We start from the raw sequence: 18,098 nt of genomic DNA, 5'->3' as shown, positions 1-18,098 counted from the left end.
ATTGCGTCCCTATGGATGATTTCATACAGTTTACCCGGCTTTGTCAAATGCGATCTCATGGGCCGGGCCAAGGGGTGGGGGAAAAGATGATTTCCAGCATTGCCGAACTGATCGCCGACCGCATCGGCACGATGCCGGCCAGCGAACGGCGCGCGGCGCAGACGCTGATTGCGAGCTATCCGATGATCGGCCTGAAGACGGTCGCCGAATTCTCGACCGCGGCCGGCGTCTCCTCGCCGACCATCCTGCGCTTCGTGGCCCGGCTCGGCTTCCAGAACTATCCGGAATTCCAGTCGAGCCTGCAGGACGAACTGGCGGCGCAACTGCAGTCCCCGGCGATACGGACGCTCAACCCGCCCTCGCCCGGCGGCGGCACGGTCTCGCCGATGCTGGAAGCAACGCTCGACAATATGCGCGAGACCTTCCGTCACCTCTCGGACAAGCAGCTTGCCGACATCGCGGCACGGCTTGCCGACCGGCGCGGCAAGACATTCCTCATCGGCGGCCGCTTCACCGACCCGCTGGCGCGCTATATGGCCGCCCACCTCGCCGTTATCCAGCCCGACGTCTTCCACCTTGCCGGCCAGGAGAGCATGTGGCGCGACCGGCTGATCGACATGGGCAAGCGCGACGTGCTGGTGATCTTCGACATCAGGCGCTACCAGGACAGCCTCGTGCGCTTCGCCGAGAAGGCGCATCAGCGCGGCGTCCAGATCGTGCTGTTCACCGACCAGTGGCTGTCGCCGATCGCCAGGTTTGCCCGCCATGTCATCGCCGGACGAACCGCTGTGCCTTCCGCGTGGGATTCCTCGGCAGCACTTTTCGTCGTCGCCGAGACGCTGATCGGCGCCGTCACCAGGCAGCTCGAGGCCGACGGTGCACGGCGTATTCGGGAAATGGAAGGGCTGCGTTAAGCGGGCTCCGGGCAGACGCATCCGCCCCTGATCAAGCGTGTGGACATCACGTTACCGCGATTTAATGTGCACGATTGCGTGATAATTGCCATAAACCGATGGTATCGGGGCTGTCGTGGCCAGTTTTGGCCCACAGCCCTTGTCGTCGCTGCATCCGCTTCCACTTGGAACCGGCAGAACGATTTTTGCCGCTGGAGTGCCGATGTCGGGTTGGAAACAGATTGTCCTCGCGCTTGTCGTCGTGGTCGCCGCCGCGGCCGCGTGGGCGCGCTTCTACCCCGGCGCTCCCGAAGTGCTGGCACGCTGGGGCATCGACTGGGCCTATGGCGCGACGCCTGCAGCGAAGGTCACTGCGGCAGCTGGTTCCCGGCAGCCGGGGCGCAACGGCGCCCAGATTGCCACCATCGTTGCATCGCCGGCCGCCTCGGCTGTCATCAACGACCGCCTCCAGGCAATCGGCACCGGCCGCGCCAACGCATCGGTGACCGTCAATCCATACAGTTCCGGCCGCCTTGCCGAACTGCTGGTCGAATCCGGTACCCATGTCGACAAGGGGCAGATCATCGCCACGCTTGATTCCGAAACCGAGATCATCTCTCAGGACCGGGCCAAGCTCGCTCTGCAGGATGCGCAATCCAAGCTTGACCGCGTCAAGTCGCTGCGCGCCTCCAATGCCGCGACGCCGGTCGCCGTTGCCGACGCCGAAGTGGTGCTGGCAGGCGCCAAGCTGGCGCTTCAGGATGCCGAGCTTGCGCTGCAGCGCCGCTCCATTCTGGCTCCGATCGCTGGCACTGTCGGCATCCTGCCGATCTCGGCCGGCAACTACGTCACCAACCAGTCGGCGATCGCCACGCTCGATGACCGCTCCTCGATCCTCGTCGATTTCCAGGTGCCCGAGCGTTTCGCCGCCGCGGTCAAGGTCGGTGGGCAATTGACGACAACGCCGATCGCCAATCCCAGCAACGCCTATACCGGCACGATTTCGGCCATCGACAACCATATCGACGAAAAGAGCCGCACGCTGCTGGTCAAGGCCAAGATCGCCAATCCCGCCGATTCGCTGCGCGCCGGCATGTCGTTCTCCATCATCATGAAATTCCCCGGCGAAACCTATCCGGCCGTCAGCCCGCTGGCGATCCTGTGGGGATCGGACGGCGCCTATGTCTGGCAGATCGAGGACGGCAAGGCCAAACGCGTGCCGGTGCGCATCATCCAGCGCAACACCGAGACAGTGCTGATCGACGCCGAGATCGACAGCGGCGACATGGTCGTCACCGAAGGCACGCAGAACGTCAGCGAGGGCGGTGAGGTCCGCATCGCCGGCCAGGAACCGCGCGCCGCCAACGCCGCCGAAGGCTCATGACCGGACCCGTCAACGCCGCCAGCGATACCGGCTTCACCGCCCTGTTCATCCGCAGGCCGGTCATGGCCTTCGTGCTCAACATCCTCATCGCGGTTGCCGGCCTCGCCGCCTTCTACGGCGTCGAGATCCGCGAACTGCCCGACGTCGACCGTGCCGTGGTCACGGTCTCGACAACCTTCGAAGGGGCCGCTGCCGAAACCGTCGACCGCGAACTGACCGACACGATCGAGGGCGCCGTTGCCCGCGTCTCCGGCGTCAAGTCGATCTCGTCTTCGTCCTCCTTCGGCTCGAGCCGCGTCACCATCGAGTTCAACGACGGCGTCGATCTCAATGTCGCCGCCTCCGATGTGCGCGATGCCGTCGGCCGCGTCGCCAACCAGATGCCGGACACCGCCGACCCGCCGCGCATCGTCAAGGCCGATGCCAACTCCGACGCGGTGATGCGGCTGGCGGTGACCTCCGACAACATGTCGATCCAGGACATGACGGTCGTCGTCCAGGACCAGATCGAGGACGAACTGGCCGCCGTGCCCGGCGTCGCCGACGTCCAGGTCTATGGCGACCGCGACAAGATCTTCCGCATCGACGTCGATCAGAACAAGCTCGCCAGCCTCGGCTTTACCGTCGCCGATCTCAGGGCAGCCCTTGCCTCGGTCGCTTTCGATTCGCCGGCCGGTTCGATCACCACGACGAACCAGGACCTGATCGTCCGCACCACGGCCGACGTGACCACGCCCGAGGAATTCGAAAACATCATCATCGGCGGCACGACGCGCATCCGCGACGTCGCCACCGTCACGCTCGGCCCCGATGTCGGCCAGACGACGCTGCGTTCGGATGGCAAGACCGGCATCGGCATCGGCATCATCCGCCAGGCGGAATCGAACACGCTCGACATCTCGACCGGCGTTCAGGCCGCCGTCGCCAAACTGCAGGAAAACCTGCCCAAGGGCATGGCGATCAAGATCACCAGCGACGACGCCGTCTTCGTCAAGGGCGCGGTGCACGAGGTCGAGATCGCGCTCGGCCTGTCGGTCACCATGGTGCTGATCGTCATCTACATCTTCCTGCTCGACTGGCGCGCCACGCTGATCCCCGGCCTGTCGATGCCGGTCGCCATGATCGGCACCATCGCCGCCATCTATCTGGCCGGCTTCTCGGTCAACATCCTGACGCTGCTCGCCATGGTGCTGGCGACGGGCCTTGTCGTCGACGACGCCATCGTTGTCCTGGAAAACATCGTGCGACGGCGCAACGAGGGCATGGGGCCACGCGCGGCCGCCGTGCTCGGCGCGCAGGAAGTGTTCTTCGCCGTCGTTGCGACGACGCTGACGCTGGTCGCCGTCTTCGTGCCGATCTCCTTCCTGCCCGGCCAGACCGGCGGCCTGTTTCGCGAATTCGGCTTCGTCCTTGCCATGTCGGTGCTTCTGTCCTGCGTGGTGGCGCTGACACTTTGCCCGATGCTCGCCTCGCGCATGCTGACCAGCGCCTCGCTCCACCATGAAGGCGGCCACGGCATCGGCGCCCGTATCGGCGGCGCGTTGAATGCCGCCTACAAGCGGGTCCTGCACGCTTGCCTCCATGCGCCCTGGATCGTGGTTCTGGTCGCGGTGCTGTTTGCCGGCACCGCCTTCGCACTGTTCGGCACCATCCGCCAGGAACTGACGCCGACCGAGGATCGCGCGGCCGTGCTGCTGCGCATCAATGCACCGCAAGGCGTCAGCCTCGATTACACGACGCAGCAGATGCAGAAGATCGAGAAGCTGATCCAGCCGATGCGCGATTCCGGCGAGATCCGTTCGACCTTCGAGAATGCCGGCCAGAACGGCTCCTACAATTCCGGCTTCATGGTGATGACGCTGGCGCCATGGAACGAGCGCAGCCGCAGCCAGCAGGAGATCATGGCCGAGATCAGCCAGCTGACCAAGCAGGTGCCGAGCGTACGCATCTTCCCGGTGCAGCCCAACAGCCTCGGCATCCGCGGCGCCGGCAACGGCCTGCAGTTCGCGCTGGTCGGCAACGACCGCAAGGCGCTTGGTGACGCGGCGGTCAAGATCATCGCCGAGATGCAGAAGGACCCGCGCTTCCAGACGCCGCGCCTGTCGATCGACCCGACGCAACCGCAGCTGGCCGTCGCCATCGACCGCGAGCGTGCCTCCGACCTCGGCATCGACATATCAGGCCTCGCCAACACCATGCAGGCCATGCTCGACGGCAACGACGTCGTCGACGTCTACATCGCCGACCGCAGCTATGGCGTGAAGCTGGTCTCGACCACCAATCCGATCAACGATCCGACCGATCTGGAAAATGTCTTCCTGAAGACTGCCGATGGCCGCTTCGTGCCGATGTCGACCATCGCCACGCTGACCGAACGCGCCGTGCCGCCGTCGCTGTCGCGCGAACAGCAGCAGCCATCGGTGGCCATCACCTCAAACCTCTCCGGCAATTTCGCCCTGGGCGATGCGCTGAGCCGCGCCGAGGAAATCGCCACGCCGCTGCTGCCGCCAGGCAGCCGCATCCTGCCGCTGGCCGAGGCCGCGACGCTGGGCGAGACCAACAGTGCCATGGTCACCATCTTCGGCTTCGCGCTGGTCATCATCCTCCTGGTGCTGGCCGCCCAGTTCGAAAGCTTCGTCAGCGCCGTCATCATCATGGCGACGGTGCCGCTTGGCCTCGCCTGCGCCATCTTCGCGCTGCTGCTCTCCGGCACCAGCCTCAACGCCTACAGCCAGATCGGCCTGGTGCTCCTGGTCGGCGTCATGGCCAAGAACGGCATCCTGATCGTCGAATTCGCCAACCAGCTGCGCGACCGCGGGCTTGGCGTCCGCGAGGCGATCGAGCAGGCCTCGATCATCCGCCTGCGGCCGGTGATGATGACGATGATCTGCACCATACTTGGCGGCGTACCGCTGGTGCTGGCGGCGGGCGCGGGTGCCGAGGCACGCGTGGCGCTCGGCTGGGTGATCGTCGGCGGACTGGGGCTCGCCACCATCTCGACGCTGTTCCTGACGCCGGTCGCCTATCTCCTGCTTGGCCGCTTCGTCACCCCGAAGACCCATGAGGAAGCGCGCCTCAAGCGCGAACTCGAAGAAGCCGCCCACACCAATATGGAGCCGGCGGAGTAGATTGCGCCCTATCTCAAAAGCCGGCCTTCGATCGACCACCGCGCGGCGAGGAAATTCAGCACCGCCGCCACGATGACACCGCCGATCTTGGCCGGCCACACCCCGGCAATGCCGGCGAACAGCGCGAGCGAAAGGCTGGAGACGCCGAGCGAAATCAGCGCACCCAGCGAGACGAAGCGCAGAAAGGCATCGCGCAGCCGGATGGCTCGATCGCGCTCGAACGACCACAAACTGTTGGCCGTGAAAGAGAAGATGACGGCAATGAACCAGGAGGTGACATTGGCCGGGAGCGGCGGGACATGCAGCTTGAGCAGCACGAAGAAGCCCGCAAGGTCGATGGCCGTGTTGACCAGTCCGACGATGGCAAAGCGGACGATCTTGCTGCCCGTCGAACGTCGGGGCTGGTCCGCGCCGTTCATCCCTGGCCATCCATGATCTCGACACCGGCGCGTGCGAGGCTCGCGCCGAACGCGTCCGAGGCCAGGACCGCGAACTCCACCTCACGCACGCCTTGCATCGGGTCGCGCGCCGGCAGCATCTCGTCGACATGGCCGGGATGGCACATGAACAGACCTCGTTCAGGCAGTGCGTCGACGGCGGCTTGCAGAACAGGGGCAAATCGCTCGGGTTGCCGCCAGTCATAGATGCCGGCGAGCGGCGCGAAAAGGGTGAAGCCGGCGCGCGCCATAGAGCGGTTGAAGCCGGCGGCCACGGCCGCGATTGCCGCGACTTTCGGGGCCACGGCGGCATTGCCCAGCGCCGGCGCACCGCGCAGCGCCGGCCTGGCGGTCGCTTCCGAAAAATGCGCCCGCAGCCATCTGCGCACGACAGGCAGGAAATGCACGTGCTGGTGCCCGTCGATGAAGTTAGGTTGGCGACCCAGCGCCTCGACGAAGCGGCTGTACTGCGCGTCGAGCTCGGCATGGACATCCCGCTCGTCAATGCTGCCGCGCAGCACCGGCAATGCCAGCGAACGCAGCGGCGGCAACCGGCCTTCCGGCGCCAGGCTCGACCGGCCGGTGACGGCAGGCTGGTCGGTGAGGGTCAGGTGCAGCCCGACCGCCGCGCGGCCGCACAGCGGCTTTATCCGCGTCGCCGCATCAGGCCATTCCGGAAAGCCGGTCATGCAGCTGGTGCCGGTCAGCCGGCCGCGATCGAGCAGGTGGAGAATCCCGGCGGAAACGCCGGGAGCCAGGCCATAGTCATCGGCGATCAGGCGGATGCGCCGCGTCATGCGCCGGGCACGCCAGGCGGCCTGTCCGGAACTTCGCCGCGCACGACATCGCGCACGATATAGACCGGCCGGTCCTTGCTTTCCGAAAGCGTCACCCAGACATATTCGCCGATCAGGCCGAGCAAGGTGAGGTTGAGGCCGCCGAGCAGGACGACGGCGACCATGAGGCTGGGATAGCCGGGGACGGCGATACCGTAGAACAGCACCTCGAAGAACACTTTGGCTCCGTAGATGATGCCCGCCAGCGCCGCCAGCATCCCGCTCAGGCTGATGATGCGCAGCGGGATAACGGAAAACGACGTAAACCCTTCCAGCGAGAAGGCGATCAGGTTGAGCCGGCTCCATTTCGACGTGCCGACAGCGCGGCTTTCCGGCGAATATTGTATGGCTTTCTGGCGGAAGCCGGCCCAGGCGAACAGGCCCTTGTTGAAGCGCCGCTTGTCGCGCAGGCTCGTCAGCGCGCGCACCACGGCGCCACGCATGACGCGAAAATCTCCCGCATTCTCCGGAATGTCGAAACGCTGGCTGCTGTTGATCAGGCTGTAGAACAGCTTCGCCAGTTGGCTGCGTCGCCAGCTCGCCTCGCGGCGGTCGTTCTGCGCGTAGACGACATCGATATCGCGGTTTTCCACCAGCTCGGCGATCATCTTCAGGCTGGTGTCCATCGAATGCTGGAGGTCGGCATCCATGACCAGCGCCATGTCGCCGCGCGACTGGTCGAGGCCGGCGAGCACCGCGACCTCCTTGCCGAAATTGCGGCTGAGCCGCACGATCTCCCAGGAGCCCGACAGCGCCTGCGAAAACCGCTCGGCGCTATCGTCACGGCTGCCGTCGTCGACCAGGATCTTGTGGACAGCCATGCCGAAGCGCTGCGCCACTGTGGCTTCGAGCTTATCGAGCAATGCGGCAAACGCCGACGCCGACTGCGCCTCGTTGAAGAACGGCGCCACGATATCGAGAACAGGCCGCGACTCAGCCATTTGCGACAGGCCTTTCATTCATCACCTTGTCTCGCGTCACCTTGTCTCGTGCTTTCGCCCAGAACCACCAGATCAGGGAACCGGCGATAACCGTGACGGTGATCGGTCGGAACCAGGGATACGTCAAATCTTGGATATGGCGTTCGACGCCGGTTAGCCCTGTAAGGAACAGGGTCACCGCCAGCACCGAGGCCAGGACACCGCCTCGTTCCTCGCGCCACAACAAGGCGATAGCGAGACCGGCAGGCACGGCGATCATGGCATAGGTGTTGGGCTCGACGCGCGGGTTGAAGACGCACATGTAGAACGTCGCCGTCAGGAAGATGGCGAGACCGGCCGTCCCGCGTTCGAGTTTGCGGTCGAACCAGATGACCGCGGAAAGCGTGAACAGGGCCATGACGACACGCACGATCGTGGCACCGAATTCCGGGAGGGGCAGCCCGATTTTGGTGAATGGCGCCGTGAAGTCGGTGGGAACAAAGTGGCTGGTGTTGTCGACAGCCATCGAGGTCAACATCTCGGCAAAGACACGATACTGGTCGTTGAGATAGCTGGCGGGAGCGAAAGCATAAGGTAACGCGAGCACGAACAGCACCGCCAGCACCAGCACCGGGATCAGCCGCAGGCGCAGGGCACCTACCAACAACAGCATGATGATCGCGGTTGGCTTGGCGATGATGGCAAGCGAAGCCCAGAAGAAGGTTTCGGCGCGCCGACCTTCGAGCGCCGACAAAGTGAGAAGCCAGCAGGCGCCGGTCAACAGGATCGTTGCCTGGCCGTTGCGGATCGCCCCCAGCGCCATCGGCAGGGCAAGGAACAGCCCGAAGGAAAGCAGCCACGGCAATTCCCCGCCGCCGAGCTTGCGCACCTGCCGCATCGCGGCGAAGGTCAGCACCGCGAAGCCGATAATATGCCACAGCAGGCCGCCCAGATGCGGCCCGAGCTTGAACAGCGGAACATAGAGCGCGGCAAAGGCCGGCGCGTAGAGATACCCCATCTCGGACTGGATGTTGTAGAGCGGTCGCCCGGCGAGAAATTCCTGGCTGCCATATCTGTAGGCCGACAGCACGCTGCGCGTGTCAGGCGCCAACAGGACGAGGACAAGAACGACCAGAAACGCTCCGATCCAAAGGCCAAGTCCCAAACGGTCGAAAACCGGCTTGGACATCGTCATCAAGACACCCCACAACACCCGGAACAGGCTCAGTCCCGGCATTCGATGGCGGCGGCATATCACGGACAAAGCGGCGTGGCATAGGGGGCTGAAAGACGCGGCCATCAAGTCGACGCGCCGCCGCGGACGGTCTGGCACTGCGACGGCCTGGCTGAAACGAGACCTCCGAAAGCCTCGTATTCGCGCTTCCACCGCCGCTTCGAATAGCGTCAAGGCCGGATAAAAACCTTGCCGTTGGGCTTGGCCAGTTCGGCCGGGACCCGCTCGATGGCCTCGGCGAGCGGCACGACCGCGGTCACGTCAGTCGACCAGCGCCCGTCGGAAAAACGCTTCTGCGCTTCCAGGATCGCTGGACCACGCCGATCTCTAGATTGGCGCATCCATTCGCTCAGCCAAAAACCTTCGATGTGCTTGTGCTGGAAGATCAACTGGCCGGGTTCACGGATGATGGTCGCGTCCGTGTCGAGCCGGCCATAGATGATCCAGCGTGCCCGTTTCGGCATCGCATGGAAGATGGCCGAAGCCAGCGGCCCGGTGACCGCGTCGAGGAAGATGCGCGGTTGTTCGGCCTTCATCACCTCGCGCAGCGTGGCCTCGAAATCCGGCGCCTTCTCGTTCAGCACATGGGCAGCGCCGATCTCTTTCAGAAGCTCGATCTGCTCATCGCGGCGCACGGTGACGATGGGCCGAAAGCCCTCTTCCTTGGCCAGGCCGATGATCAGCTTGCAGAGCTGGCTGGCGCCGGCGGTCATGATGAAGGCCTTTTCGCCCTCCTGTTTGACGATGTCGAACATGGCGATCGCGGTGAGCGGATTGACGATCATCGCCGCACCATCCTCGTCACGAACCGTGTCGAGCAGCGGAATGCATGCCGCCGCCTCGGCGACGGCATAGTCGGCCCACGAACCCCAGTTGCTGAGGCCGGTGGCGAAGGCGACGCGCTTGCCGACGAGGCTTTTGGGATAAGGTTCGTCACCTGCGGCGGCGACGGTACCGACGCCCTCGAAGCCGGCCGGCCGGCCCTTGGCGCGCGGCTGGCCGTATTGGCCCTTGATGAAGGCGACGTCGGATGGGTTGATCGAAGCCAGGCTCACCTTGATCAGCACTTGTGTCGGTCCAGGCGCCGGCACAGCGATGCTGCCCGGCTCGAGATAGGGCTCCATCGCCTCGAGTACACTGCCGCTCGGCGTCTTGGTGTAGCCGTCGCCGACCAGGAGCAACGCCTTCATTTCGGAGGGAATGGTCATCGGTGACACTCCTTGGTTGCGGCGGAAAGACCGTATGCGGCGGGCCGAGCTTAGAGCTCAGACTTTCTCCTGCGTGTATTTCTTCAGCTCCGTCCGCGCCACCTGCCGGCGATGCACGGCGTCAGGCCCGTCGGCGAGGCGCAATGTCCTCAGATGCGTCCACGAGCGCGCCAGCGGCGTGTCCTGGCTGATGCCTTGCGCACCGAACATCTGTACGGCCTCGTCGGTGATCCTCAGCGCGACACGCGGCGCTATGACCTTGATCTGGCTGATCCAAGGGGCCGCAGCGCGCGCATCGCCCTGGTCGATCATCCAGGCCGCCTTGAGACACAGCAGCCGGGCCATCTCAATCTCCATCCGGCATTCGGCGATGATGTCGAAATTGGCACCGAGTTTCGCCAGCTTCTGGCCGAAGGCTTCGCGGCGCACGGAACGCTGGCACAGCATCTCCAGCGCCATCTCGGCCTGGCCGATGGCGCGCATGCAGTGATGGATGCGGCCGGGGCCAAGCCGGCCCTGCGCGATCTCGAACCCCCTGCCCTCGCCGAGGATCAGGTTCGAGGCCGGTACCCTGACATTGTCGAAGCGAAGGTGCATATGGCCGTGCGGTGCGTCATCGTCGCCATAGACCTGCATGGCGCGGACCTTGGTCACGCCTTTCGTGTCCGAAGGCACCAGGATCATCGAATGGCGGCGGTGCTGCGGCTCATCATCGCCGCCGGTCCGCACCATGACGATGTAGATGGCGCAGCGTGGATCGCCGGCGCCCGACGCCCACCATTTCTCGCCATTGAGCACATAGTCGTCGCCTTGCCGCTCGCAGCGCATGGCAATGTTAGTGGCGTCGGACGAGGCGACATCAGGCTCGGTCATCAGATAGGCCGAGCGGATCTTGCCGTCGAGCAGCGGTTCAAGCCATGTTTTCTTGTGGTCGGCCGAGCCATAGCGTTCCAGCACCTCCATATTGCCGGTATCGGGCGCCGAGCAGTTGAAGGTCTCGGCGCCGAGATGCGCCTTGCCCATCTCCTCGGCGAGATAAGCGTATTCGACGGTGGACAGGCCATAGCCGCGTTCCGAGCCGGTCAGCCAGAAATTCCACAGGCCACGTTCTCGTGCCGTCTTCTTCAGCCCTTCGAGGATCTCGGCTTGCCGTGCCGTGTAGACCCAGCGGTCGCCTTCCTTGCCCACCTCGCCCAAAAATTCCTTGTCGAGCGGCATGATCTCGTCACGCACCATGGCCGCGACGCGCGCGTGGATCGGCTTCAGCCGCTCGGTCATGCCGAGATTCATCTCCGTCATCGGTCGCTAACCCTTCATAGAGGCCCGGCATTTTACCCGTGGCAAGGATGACCGTACTTCGGATAGCCTTGTCAACGCGAACTGTTTGCCCGCATGTCGAGGCAGAGCGCGGAGGATTGGAATGGCCTATCTCGACGAGCTGTTTTCGGTGGCCGGCAAGACCGCGCTGGTGACGGGAGCGGCAACCGGTATCGGCCGCATGGCGGCGACCGCGCTGGTCAAGGCCGGCGCCAGCGTCATGATCGCTTCGCGCAAGGGCGAGGATTGCATCAAGGTCGCCAATGAATTGAACGGGCTTGGCGCCGCCGGCCGCGCCGATGGCTTTGCCGGCGACGTTTCCAGCGAGGCTGGCATCGCCGCACTCGTCGCCGAGGTCAAGGCGCGGACCGGCAAACTCGATATTCTGATCAACAATGCCGGCGTTTCCTGGGGTGCGCCGCTGGAAAGCTTCCCTTATTCGGCTTGGGCCAAGGTGCTTGGCGTCAATGTCACCGCGGTCTTCCACCTGACGCGCGAATTGCTGCCGCTACTCGAAGCCGCCGCCAGCGACGCCGACCCGGCCCGGGTGATCAATCTGGGTTCGGTGATGGGCACGCAACCGCTGGCCGACGATGCCTATTCCTACACCGCCTCCAAGGCTGCCGTGCATCATTTAACACGCACCTTGGCGCTGGAGTTCGCCGCACGTCGCATCACCGTCAACGCCTTCGCCCCCGGCCCCTTCCAGAGCCGCATGACGGCGTTTGCGACCGGTACGGATGAACAGGCCAGGCATGTCGGCAATCATGTTCCGATCGGCCGTATCGGCGCACCGGATGACATTGCCGGCGCAACGCTCTATTTGTGCAGCCGTGCAGGCAGCTATGTCACCGGCGCCATCCTGCCGATCGACGGCGGGCAGTCGGTGCAGCATGGATTGACCTTGTTCAAGGAATGACATTTTCCGGCCGTAGAAGCTGGAGGTGAACTGGAGGACATGAGCGTGGAACCGATCAGTCTCGATGTGCTTCTGGCCAGTGTCGGCAAGGAAGTTGGCGTCTCACCGTGGCGGGTGGTGACGCAACGCATGATAGACCAGTTTGCCGACGCCACCGACGACCACCAGTTCATCCACTGCGACCCCGAGCGGGCCAAGCGCGAGACGCCGTTCGGCGGCACCATCGCGCATGGCTTCCTGTCGCTGTCGCTGCTCTCGGCAATGACCTTCGAGACCATGCCACCGCTGGAAAACGGCAAGATGGGCGTCAACCATGGCTTCGATTCGCTGCGCTTCCTGGCGCCGGTGAAGACTGGTGCGCGCATCCGCACCCATTTCGTGCTGGCCGACGTCAAGGTCAGGCCGTCGGGCTGGGTGCAGACCGCGCATGACGTGACGATCGAGATCGAGGGCTCGAAGAAACCGGCGCTAACCGCCCGCTGGCTGACGCTCACCCTGATCGAACGTCAGCCCGAGACCGCATGAGCGACGCCAACGCGCTCGACCAGGCAGCGCTTGCGCCTTACCTCGAGGCGGAAATCCCCGGCTTTTCCGGGCTCGCTGCAATCGAAAAGTTCAAATCCGGCCAGTCCAACCCGACCTATCTCCTGACGGCGGCCAGCGGCCGCTACGTGCTGCGCGCCAAGCCGCCGGGGCATTTGCTGAAATCGGCGCATCAGGTCGACCGCGAATTCCGGGTGATGAAGGCGCTTGCCGGCACCGCCGTGCCGGTGCCCGAAATGCTGCATCTGTCGGCGGAGGACTCGCCGATCGGCCGCATGTTCTATGTCATGGATTTCCTCGATGGCCGCATCTTCTGGGATCCGGCGCTGCCGGAAGCGCGCGACAACCATGAGCGCGCTGCGATCTATGACGCCATGAACGGCACGCTCGCGGCCCTGCATGATGTCGATGTCGAGGCCGTGGGTCTCGGCGATTTCGGCCGGCCAGGCAATTATTTCGAACGGCAGCTGGCGCGCTGGACCAGCCAGTACCGCGCCTCGGAAACCGGCAGCATTGCCGACATGGACCAGCTGATCGCCTGGCTGGAAACGCACATGCCCGCAGACGACGGCCTGATATCGCTGGTGCATGGCGATTACCGGCTGGACAATCTGATCTTCGCGCCGGACCAGCCAAGGGTCAAAGCGGTGCTCGACTGGGAGTTGTCGACGCTGGGCCATCCTTTCTCCGACATCGCCTATCAGTGCATGCAATGGCGCCTGCCGCATGCCTCCGGCTTTCGCGGCCTGGGCGGCGTAGACCGTGGGGCAATCGGCCTGCCCTCCGAAGAAGACTATGTCGCCGCCTATTGCCGGCGGCGCGGGCTCACCGGCATCGGCAACTGGACCTTCTTCCTCGCCTTCTCCTTCTTCCGGTTGGCGGCGATCTGCCAGGGTGTCTACAAGCGCGCGCTGGACGGCAATGCCTCCAATCCCGAAAAGGCCAGAACCTATGGCGAGGCGGTGAAGCTGCTTTCGCATCTTGCCGCAAGACTGATCGATAGGGAGGCGTAATGGGCCGCTTTGACGGAGCAACGGTGCTGATCACGGGTGCCGCCGGCGGGCTAGGCCGTGGTGCCGCCAAAGGCTTTGCCGCCGAGGGCGCCCGGCTGGTGCTGTCGGACATCGACGAAAAGGCACTCGCCGATCTTGCCGCGACCTTGCCAGCCGAGACGGCGATCCTGGCCGGCAACATCGCCGACGAGAAACTGTCGGAGGATCTGGTCGGGCTGGCGGTCGAAAGATTCGGCCGCCTGGATGTCGCCATCAACAATGCCGGTATCGTCCAGAGTTTCGTGCGCCTGCCGCAGGTGCCGTCGGACGAAGCCCGCCGCGTGATCGAGATCGACCTGCTCGGCGTCTTCTATGCCATGAGGCACCAGATCCCGCAGATGGAACGGCAGTTCAAGGCTACGGCCAAGGCCGGCGCTATCGTCAACATCGCCTCGGTTGCCGGGCTGGTCGGCGCGCCAAAGCTCTCGGTCTAAGCGGCAGCCAAACATGGCGTCGTCGGGTTGACCAAGTCGGCGGCGGCCGAATACGCGACCAAGGGTGTGCGCATCAACGCCATCTGCCCTGCCCACACCAGGACGGCGATGGTGGACAGCTTCGTGCGCGTATCCGGCGCGCCGGAGGCAGAGGCATTGGCCGAACTGACACGCGGCGTGCCGATGAAACGCGTAGCGGAAGTCGACGAAATCATCACCGCCATCCTGTTCGCCGCCGACCCGGCCAATTCCTTCATGACCGGCCACGCGCTGGCCATCGACGGCGGCGTCGGCGCCATCTGACCGCAAGATCTCACTGCCATGCCGCTTGGGAACTTCCCATGCCCTTGTTCGTTACCGTACAGCGTATATAATTTGGCCAGGCACCAACCAAACGAAGGCACCAGATTTTGCCGCCGAGCGTCCAGAAACGCCGCGAAAAACAAAAAGCCGAATTGCGCTCCGAACTGGTCGAAGCCGCGCACAAGCTCGTCCAGGAAGAAGGCTATGAGGGCCTGACCATCCGCAAACTGGCCAAGCGGGTCGGCTATGCGCCGATGTCGGTCTATTCCTATTTCGCCGACAAGCAGGACATTCTGTTTGCACTTGCCGAAGATGCGTTCGAGACGCTGGCCCGCCGCATCGAGGAGCACTCGTCAGATGATCCGATCGAAGCCTTGCAGGCGGTGATGACCGAATATGCCGCTTTCGGGCTCGGCAATCCCAATGAATATCGCACTGTCTTCATGACCGAGAAGACGAGGCCGCCGGAAGGCCGGAGTTTTCAAGAAATGCACGAGGCCAACCCGGCGATGAAGGCGCTGATCACCCGGGTCGAAGCTTGCGTCGCCGCCGGCAAGCTGCAGGGCGACCCGCGCGCCATCGCCACCATGCTGTGGGCGGTTGGCCACGGCACGATCTCGCTGCTGATCACCTTCCCGTTCTATCCCTTCGGTGACCCGTATGCCTTCGTGAAGCGGATGTGCGATTTCCAGATGGCCGCGCTTAGCACGCAGAACGTGCCGCCATTGACCGAGACTCCGGTCGACGGCTGAACGACATCTCCTTCGTTTCCACACTTCCTCGCCACCCCTTCCCACCAAACCGAGGGCAATTTCTTGGTTAACAAAAAATTTATCGTACACGTACGATCTTGACTTGAACTTCGCGATCGGCGGTCGTATCTGTACGTGATACCGTACATGTACGGAAGAAATTCAACCGTCGAAAACGGAGACTGACAATGAAAAAGACCCTCCTCACCCTCGCCGCCGTGTTGGCCCTTTCCGGTTCGGCCTTCGCCGCCAGCAGCACCCAGCCGGTCAAGCACGTGCCGGTCGCGACCTGCGTCGACACCAAGACCAATGTGAAGCTCGATTGCGCCTCGACCGGCTCGGTCGAGAAAAAGGGCGCCACGGAAAACACCGCTGAAGGCAAAGGCCCGAGCCTCGGCATTAGCATCAACCCGTGGATCGTGCCGAACGCGTTCTGAGTTTCGAGTGCATGCCGCCCGGGGTTTCCCCGGGCATGGGCGGACTGTCTAGCCCCGGCTTTGAGCGAAGGCTGCCAATCGCTGCGGTGGCCAGATGTCAGCCGAGCGTAACCGGCAGTCTGGCCGCTGAACTTTCAACGGCCGCGTCGATCAGCCTCTGCATGTCGGCGGCGCGCCGGAAGGACGAGGCGCCATTCTGCCCGGCATCCAGCGCGTCGACAAAACGCTGGGCGTTGCGCTTGGTTTCCGGCAGGGCGAGCTCTCGCCAGAGCTGAACATCGACATCCTCTCCCAGGCACGCCGACAGCCGTGCCGCCTTGCCATCGGTCTCGACCTTGAGCGCTCCCTTGGTGCCATGCAGCGCCAGCGACAAATCATTGCCATGGCCGGTTGTGTAGCGGCTCGCCATGATCGTCGCCAGCGCGCCGGATGTCAGCCGCGCCGTCATCGCCACACTGTCATTGGCGTCCAGCACATAGTCGCCGATCCGATCGCCCTCGGCCTTCGGAAACGTCACCAGATCGGCGTGCAGGCTGACGATGTCCTGGGCCGCGCCATAGGTGGCGAAGTCCAGGATGTGGATGCCGACATCGCCCAGAACCCCGGTCGAACCGTGCCGGCTCGACAGGCGCCACAGCCATTTGTCCTCGACGCGCCAGTCACCCCAGGATTTGCTGACCAGCCAGCTCTGCTTGTAGCTCGCCTCGACATGGCGCAATTCGCCGATCGCGCCCGCCAACACCAGACGCCGTGCTTCCTGGATCGCTGGTGAGTTGCGGTAGGTGAGATTGACCATGTTGACGAGGCCGGCGGCCTCGGCCGCTTCGGTCATGGCAAGCGCATCGGCATGGTTCGGCGCCAGCGGCTTTTCGCAAAAGACATGTTTTCCCGCGGCAAGCAGCGCCAGCGTCGTCGCCTTGTGCACACCGTCCGGAGTGGCGTTGATGGCGGCGTCGAAATCGCCCCAGGCGATCGCCGCTTCAAGGCTCTCGAAAGAAACGCCGATCTCGTTGGCGGCGGCAAACGCCGCCGCGCGGCCAGGCAGCTGATCGACACAGGCGACAATGCTGCAGCCAGGAACCTTTGCGAACTCTTCGATATGATGTCCGGCGATCCAGCCGGTGCCGAGCAAGAGCAGGCGATGCATCAGATCAGGTCCCCCATTAACTCAACCCCCATCAACTCAGGCCCTTGTCGCCGTCGGCATGCAGGCGCAGGCCCTTCTGGACGATCTTCTCCTTGGCCTTGTCCGTCGGCACGTTCGGCGCATTGGTGATGCCGGCCCATGCGGGCGCCGGGTTGTGCGCCCAGTGCACGGCGTTGCGCAGCACCTGCTGCACGCCTTCATTGTGATAGATCGGATAGGTCTCGTGGCCGGGTGAGAAATAGAAGATCTTTCCCGCGCCGCGCTGGTAGGTCAGCCCCGAGCGGAACACCTCGCCGCCCTCGTACCAGGAGACAAACACCGTCTCCAGCGGCTCCGGCACCGCGAACGGCTCGCCATACATTTCCGTCTCGCCGATCTCCAGGCATTCGCCGATGCCTTGCGCGATCGGATGACTGCGGTTGATCGCCCAGACCCGCTCGCGCTCGCCCGCCTCGCGCCACTTCAGCGAACAGGGCGTGCCCATCAGCCGCTTGAAGATTTTCGAGTAATGGCCGGAATGCAGCACGATCAGCCCCATACCTTCCCAGACCCGCTTCTGCACGCGGTCGACGATCTCGTCCTTGACCTCGCCATGGGCCGCATGGCCCCACCACAGCAGGACATCGGTGCCGGCAAGGCGCTTTTCGCTCAGGCCGTGCTCGGGTTCCTGCAAGGTAGCAGTGGTCGCCTCGATGCCCTTGTCCTGGTTGAGCGCCGCGGCAATCGTGCCATGCATGGTTAGGGGATAGAGGTCACGCACGGCGGCATTGGTCTGCTCATGGACGTTCTCGCCCCAGACGACAGCTTTAACAGGCATTTTTTCCTCTCCAAAGCGCTTTGAATATCTCAACTGACGATGCCTTGGGAAGATGCCTTCAGCTAAAATTGCGGAAAATCAGGGCTTGCGGGGTTTGCGCCCGGGGACGGTCTTGGCCTTGCCCGGCTTGGCGGGCGCGCCGGGGATCGCCGAACTGGTGATGGAGACCGGATCGCTGGCCGGAAAGGTGTCCTCGAGGCCTTCCTCGAGTTCCTGTTCGGCGCTTGGCGCTTCGTGTTGCTCATGCTCAAGCGAGCGGACGGCCGATGTCTTTTTCACCGGCAACTTCGGCGCGGACTTTGATGGCATCGGCATTTCTCCCTCGACCTGTTGCCGC

Annotated in this window: 17 protein-coding genes and 1 pseudogene; 9 read left to right on the top strand and 9 right to left on the bottom strand. The window is 64.1% G+C overall.

Features of this window, described 5'->3' with window-relative positions; translation table 11 throughout:
* Positions 1-86 precede the first annotated feature (86 nt).
* From AC56QX_RS11585 to AC56QX_RS11575, 3 genes are all read left to right on the top strand, one after another.
* A complete protein-coding gene (locus tag AC56QX_RS11585; protein ID WP_027030940.1) occupies positions 87-914 on the top strand; it encodes a MurR/RpiR family transcriptional regulator in 828 nt (275 codons plus the stop codon).
* Between the two features lie 202 nt (positions 915-1,116).
* A complete protein-coding gene (locus AC56QX_RS11580; protein ID WP_497116019.1) occupies positions 1,117-2,277 on the top strand; it encodes an efflux RND transporter periplasmic adaptor subunit in 1,161 nt (386 codons plus the stop codon).
* Entirely contained in the window at positions 2,274-5,405 is a 3,132-nt protein-coding gene (locus tag AC56QX_RS11575) for an efflux RND transporter permease subunit (RefSeq protein ID WP_497116018.1), read from the top strand. Before AC56QX_RS11580 ends, AC56QX_RS11575 begins: the two co-directional genes overlap by 4 nt.
* An 8-nt stretch (positions 5,406-5,413) precedes the next feature.
* Here AC56QX_RS11575 and AC56QX_RS11570 read toward each other — a convergent pair whose 3' ends face one another.
* The 6 genes from AC56QX_RS11570 to AC56QX_RS11545 all read right to left on the bottom strand — a co-directional run bounded on the left by AC56QX_RS11570 (position 5,414) and on the right by AC56QX_RS11545 (position 11,339).
* Positions 5,414-5,824, bottom strand: coding sequence for a GtrA family protein (locus AC56QX_RS11570; RefSeq protein WP_497116017.1), 411 nt, complete (start codon positions 5,822-5,824; stop codon positions 5,414-5,416).
* A complete protein-coding gene (locus tag AC56QX_RS11565) occupies positions 5,821-6,639 on the bottom strand; it encodes a ChbG/HpnK family deacetylase (RefSeq protein WP_497116015.1) in 819 nt (272 codons plus the stop codon). Before AC56QX_RS11565 ends, AC56QX_RS11570 begins: the two co-directional genes overlap by 4 nt.
* Entirely contained in the window at positions 6,636-7,619 is a 984-nt protein-coding gene (locus AC56QX_RS11560; protein ID WP_497116014.1) for a glycosyltransferase family 2 protein, read from the bottom strand. Before AC56QX_RS11560 ends, AC56QX_RS11565 begins: the two co-directional genes overlap by 4 nt.
* Positions 7,612-8,793 carry a glycosyltransferase family 87 protein gene (locus AC56QX_RS11555; RefSeq protein ID WP_497116012.1) on the bottom strand — a complete coding sequence of 394 codons (1,182 nt, stop codon included), beginning with the start codon at positions 8,791-8,793 and terminating at the stop codon, positions 7,612-7,614. The genes AC56QX_RS11560 and AC56QX_RS11555 overlap by 8 nt, the downstream gene beginning before the upstream one ends.
* 209 nt (positions 8,794-9,002) lie before the next feature.
* Positions 9,003-10,040 (bottom strand): zinc-binding dehydrogenase, encoded by a 1,038-nt coding sequence (locus tag AC56QX_RS11550; RefSeq protein ID WP_497116009.1) that lies wholly within the window; start codon positions 10,038-10,040, stop codon positions 9,003-9,005.
* A 57-nt stretch (positions 10,041-10,097) separates the two neighbouring features.
* Positions 10,098-11,339, bottom strand: coding sequence for an acyl-CoA dehydrogenase family protein (locus AC56QX_RS11545; protein WP_497116007.1), 1,242 nt, complete (start codon positions 11,337-11,339; stop codon positions 10,098-10,100).
* 121 nt (positions 11,340-11,460) lie between these two features.
* Here AC56QX_RS11545 and AC56QX_RS11540 point away from each other — a divergent pair, with 121 nt between their 5' ends.
* The 6 genes and pseudogenes from AC56QX_RS11540 (at position 11,461) to AC56QX_RS11515 (ending at position 15,797) form a co-directional block, all read left to right on the top strand.
* Positions 11,461-12,276 carry an SDR family oxidoreductase gene (locus AC56QX_RS11540; protein ID WP_497116005.1) on the top strand — a complete coding sequence of 272 codons (816 nt, stop codon included), beginning with the start codon at positions 11,461-11,463 and terminating at the stop codon, positions 12,274-12,276.
* Positions 12,277-12,315: 39 nt separating this feature from the next.
* Complete coding sequence (locus tag AC56QX_RS11535; RefSeq protein ID WP_280175382.1) at positions 12,316-12,801, top strand: MaoC family dehydratase; 486 nt, start codon at positions 12,316-12,318, stop codon at positions 12,799-12,801.
* A complete protein-coding gene (locus AC56QX_RS11530; protein WP_497116004.1) occupies positions 12,798-13,832 on the top strand; it encodes a phosphotransferase in 1,035 nt (344 codons plus the stop codon). Before AC56QX_RS11535 ends, AC56QX_RS11530 begins: the two co-directional genes overlap by 4 nt.
* Positions 13,832-14,608 (top strand): annotated as a pseudogene (locus AC56QX_RS11525) (SDR family NAD(P)-dependent oxidoreductase). The gene AC56QX_RS11530 and the pseudogene AC56QX_RS11525 overlap by 1 nt, the downstream one beginning before the upstream one ends.
* 107 nt (positions 14,609-14,715) lie before the next feature.
* The gene (locus tag AC56QX_RS11520; RefSeq protein WP_497116002.1) at positions 14,716-15,360 is read left to right on the top strand and encodes a TetR/AcrR family transcriptional regulator; all 645 of its coding nucleotides are present in this window, start codon (positions 14,716-14,718) and stop codon (positions 15,358-15,360) included.
* A 188-nt stretch (positions 15,361-15,548) separates the two neighbouring features.
* Positions 15,549-15,797, top strand: a complete 249-nt coding sequence (locus AC56QX_RS11515) for a DUF680 domain-containing protein (RefSeq protein ID WP_497116001.1) — start codon at positions 15,549-15,551, stop codon at positions 15,795-15,797.
* A gap of 97 nt (positions 15,798-15,894) precedes the next feature.
* Here AC56QX_RS11515 and AC56QX_RS11510 read toward each other — a convergent pair whose 3' ends face one another.
* The 3 genes from AC56QX_RS11510 to AC56QX_RS11500 all read right to left on the bottom strand — a co-directional run bounded on the left by AC56QX_RS11510 (position 15,895) and on the right by AC56QX_RS11500 (position 18,070).
* Positions 15,895-16,944, bottom strand: a complete 1,050-nt coding sequence (locus AC56QX_RS11510) for a Gfo/Idh/MocA family protein (RefSeq protein WP_497115999.1) — start codon at positions 16,942-16,944, stop codon at positions 15,895-15,897.
* A gap of 31 nt (positions 16,945-16,975) precedes the next feature.
* A complete protein-coding gene (locus tag AC56QX_RS11505) occupies positions 16,976-17,761 on the bottom strand; it encodes a ThuA domain-containing protein (protein WP_497115997.1) in 786 nt (261 codons plus the stop codon).
* Between the two features lie 78 nt (positions 17,762-17,839).
* The gene (locus tag AC56QX_RS11500; RefSeq protein ID WP_497115996.1) at positions 17,840-18,070 is read right to left on the bottom strand and encodes a hypothetical protein; all 231 of its coding nucleotides are present in this window, start codon (positions 18,068-18,070) and stop codon (positions 17,840-17,842) included.
* Between the last annotated feature and the right edge of the window lie 28 nt (positions 18,071-18,098).

The sequence above is a fragment of the Mesorhizobium sp. RCAM 06353 genome, from assembly GCF_059683585.1.
Note: the sequence above shows the minus strand (reverse complement) of the source record. Positions and strands in the feature narration are given on the sequence as shown.

Bases quoted from the DNA above. Each gene is read 5' to 3' on its own strand.
- AC56QX_RS11585 (WP_027030940.1), top strand. From the start codon at position 87: ATGATTTCCAGCATTGCCGAACTGATCGCCGACCGCATCGGCACGATG.
- AC56QX_RS11580 (WP_497116019.1), top strand. From the start codon at position 1,117: ATGTCGGGTTGGAAACAGATTGTCCTCGCGCTTGTCGTCGTGGTCGCC.
- AC56QX_RS11575 (WP_497116018.1), top strand. From the start codon at position 2,274: ATGACCGGACCCGTCAACGCCGCCAGCGATACCGGCTTCACCGCCCTG.
- AC56QX_RS11570 (WP_497116017.1), bottom strand. From the start codon at position 5,824: ATGAACGGCGCGGACCAGCCCCGACGTTCGACGGGCAGCAAGATCGTC.
- AC56QX_RS11565 (WP_497116015.1), bottom strand. From the start codon at position 6,639: ATGACGCGGCGCATCCGCCTGATCGCCGATGACTATGGCCTGGCTCCC.
- AC56QX_RS11560 (WP_497116014.1), bottom strand. From the start codon at position 7,619: ATGGCTGAGTCGCGGCCTGTTCTCGATATCGTGGCGCCGTTCTTCAAC.
- AC56QX_RS11555 (WP_497116012.1), bottom strand. From the start codon at position 8,793: ATGACGATGTCCAAGCCGGTTTTCGACCGTTTGGGACTTGGCCTTTGG.
- AC56QX_RS11550 (WP_497116009.1), bottom strand. From the start codon at position 10,040: ATGACCATTCCCTCCGAAATGAAGGCGTTGCTCCTGGTCGGCGACGGC.
- AC56QX_RS11545 (WP_497116007.1), bottom strand. From the start codon at position 11,339: ATGACGGAGATGAATCTCGGCATGACCGAGCGGCTGAAGCCGATCCAC.
- AC56QX_RS11540 (WP_497116005.1), top strand. From the start codon at position 11,461: ATGGCCTATCTCGACGAGCTGTTTTCGGTGGCCGGCAAGACCGCGCTG.
- AC56QX_RS11535 (WP_280175382.1), top strand. From the start codon at position 12,316: ATGAGCGTGGAACCGATCAGTCTCGATGTGCTTCTGGCCAGTGTCGGC.
- AC56QX_RS11530 (WP_497116004.1), top strand. From the start codon at position 12,798: ATGAGCGACGCCAACGCGCTCGACCAGGCAGCGCTTGCGCCTTACCTC.
- AC56QX_RS11515 (WP_497116001.1), top strand. From the start codon at position 15,549: ATGAAAAAGACCCTCCTCACCCTCGCCGCCGTGTTGGCCCTTTCCGGT.
- AC56QX_RS11510 (WP_497115999.1), bottom strand. From the start codon at position 16,944: ATGCATCGCCTGCTCTTGCTCGGCACCGGCTGGATCGCCGGACATCAT.
- AC56QX_RS11505 (WP_497115997.1), bottom strand. From the start codon at position 17,761: ATGCCTGTTAAAGCTGTCGTCTGGGGCGAGAACGTCCATGAGCAGACC.
- AC56QX_RS11500 (WP_497115996.1), bottom strand. From the start codon at position 18,070: ATGCCATCAAAGTCCGCGCCGAAGTTGCCGGTGAAAAAGACATCGGCC.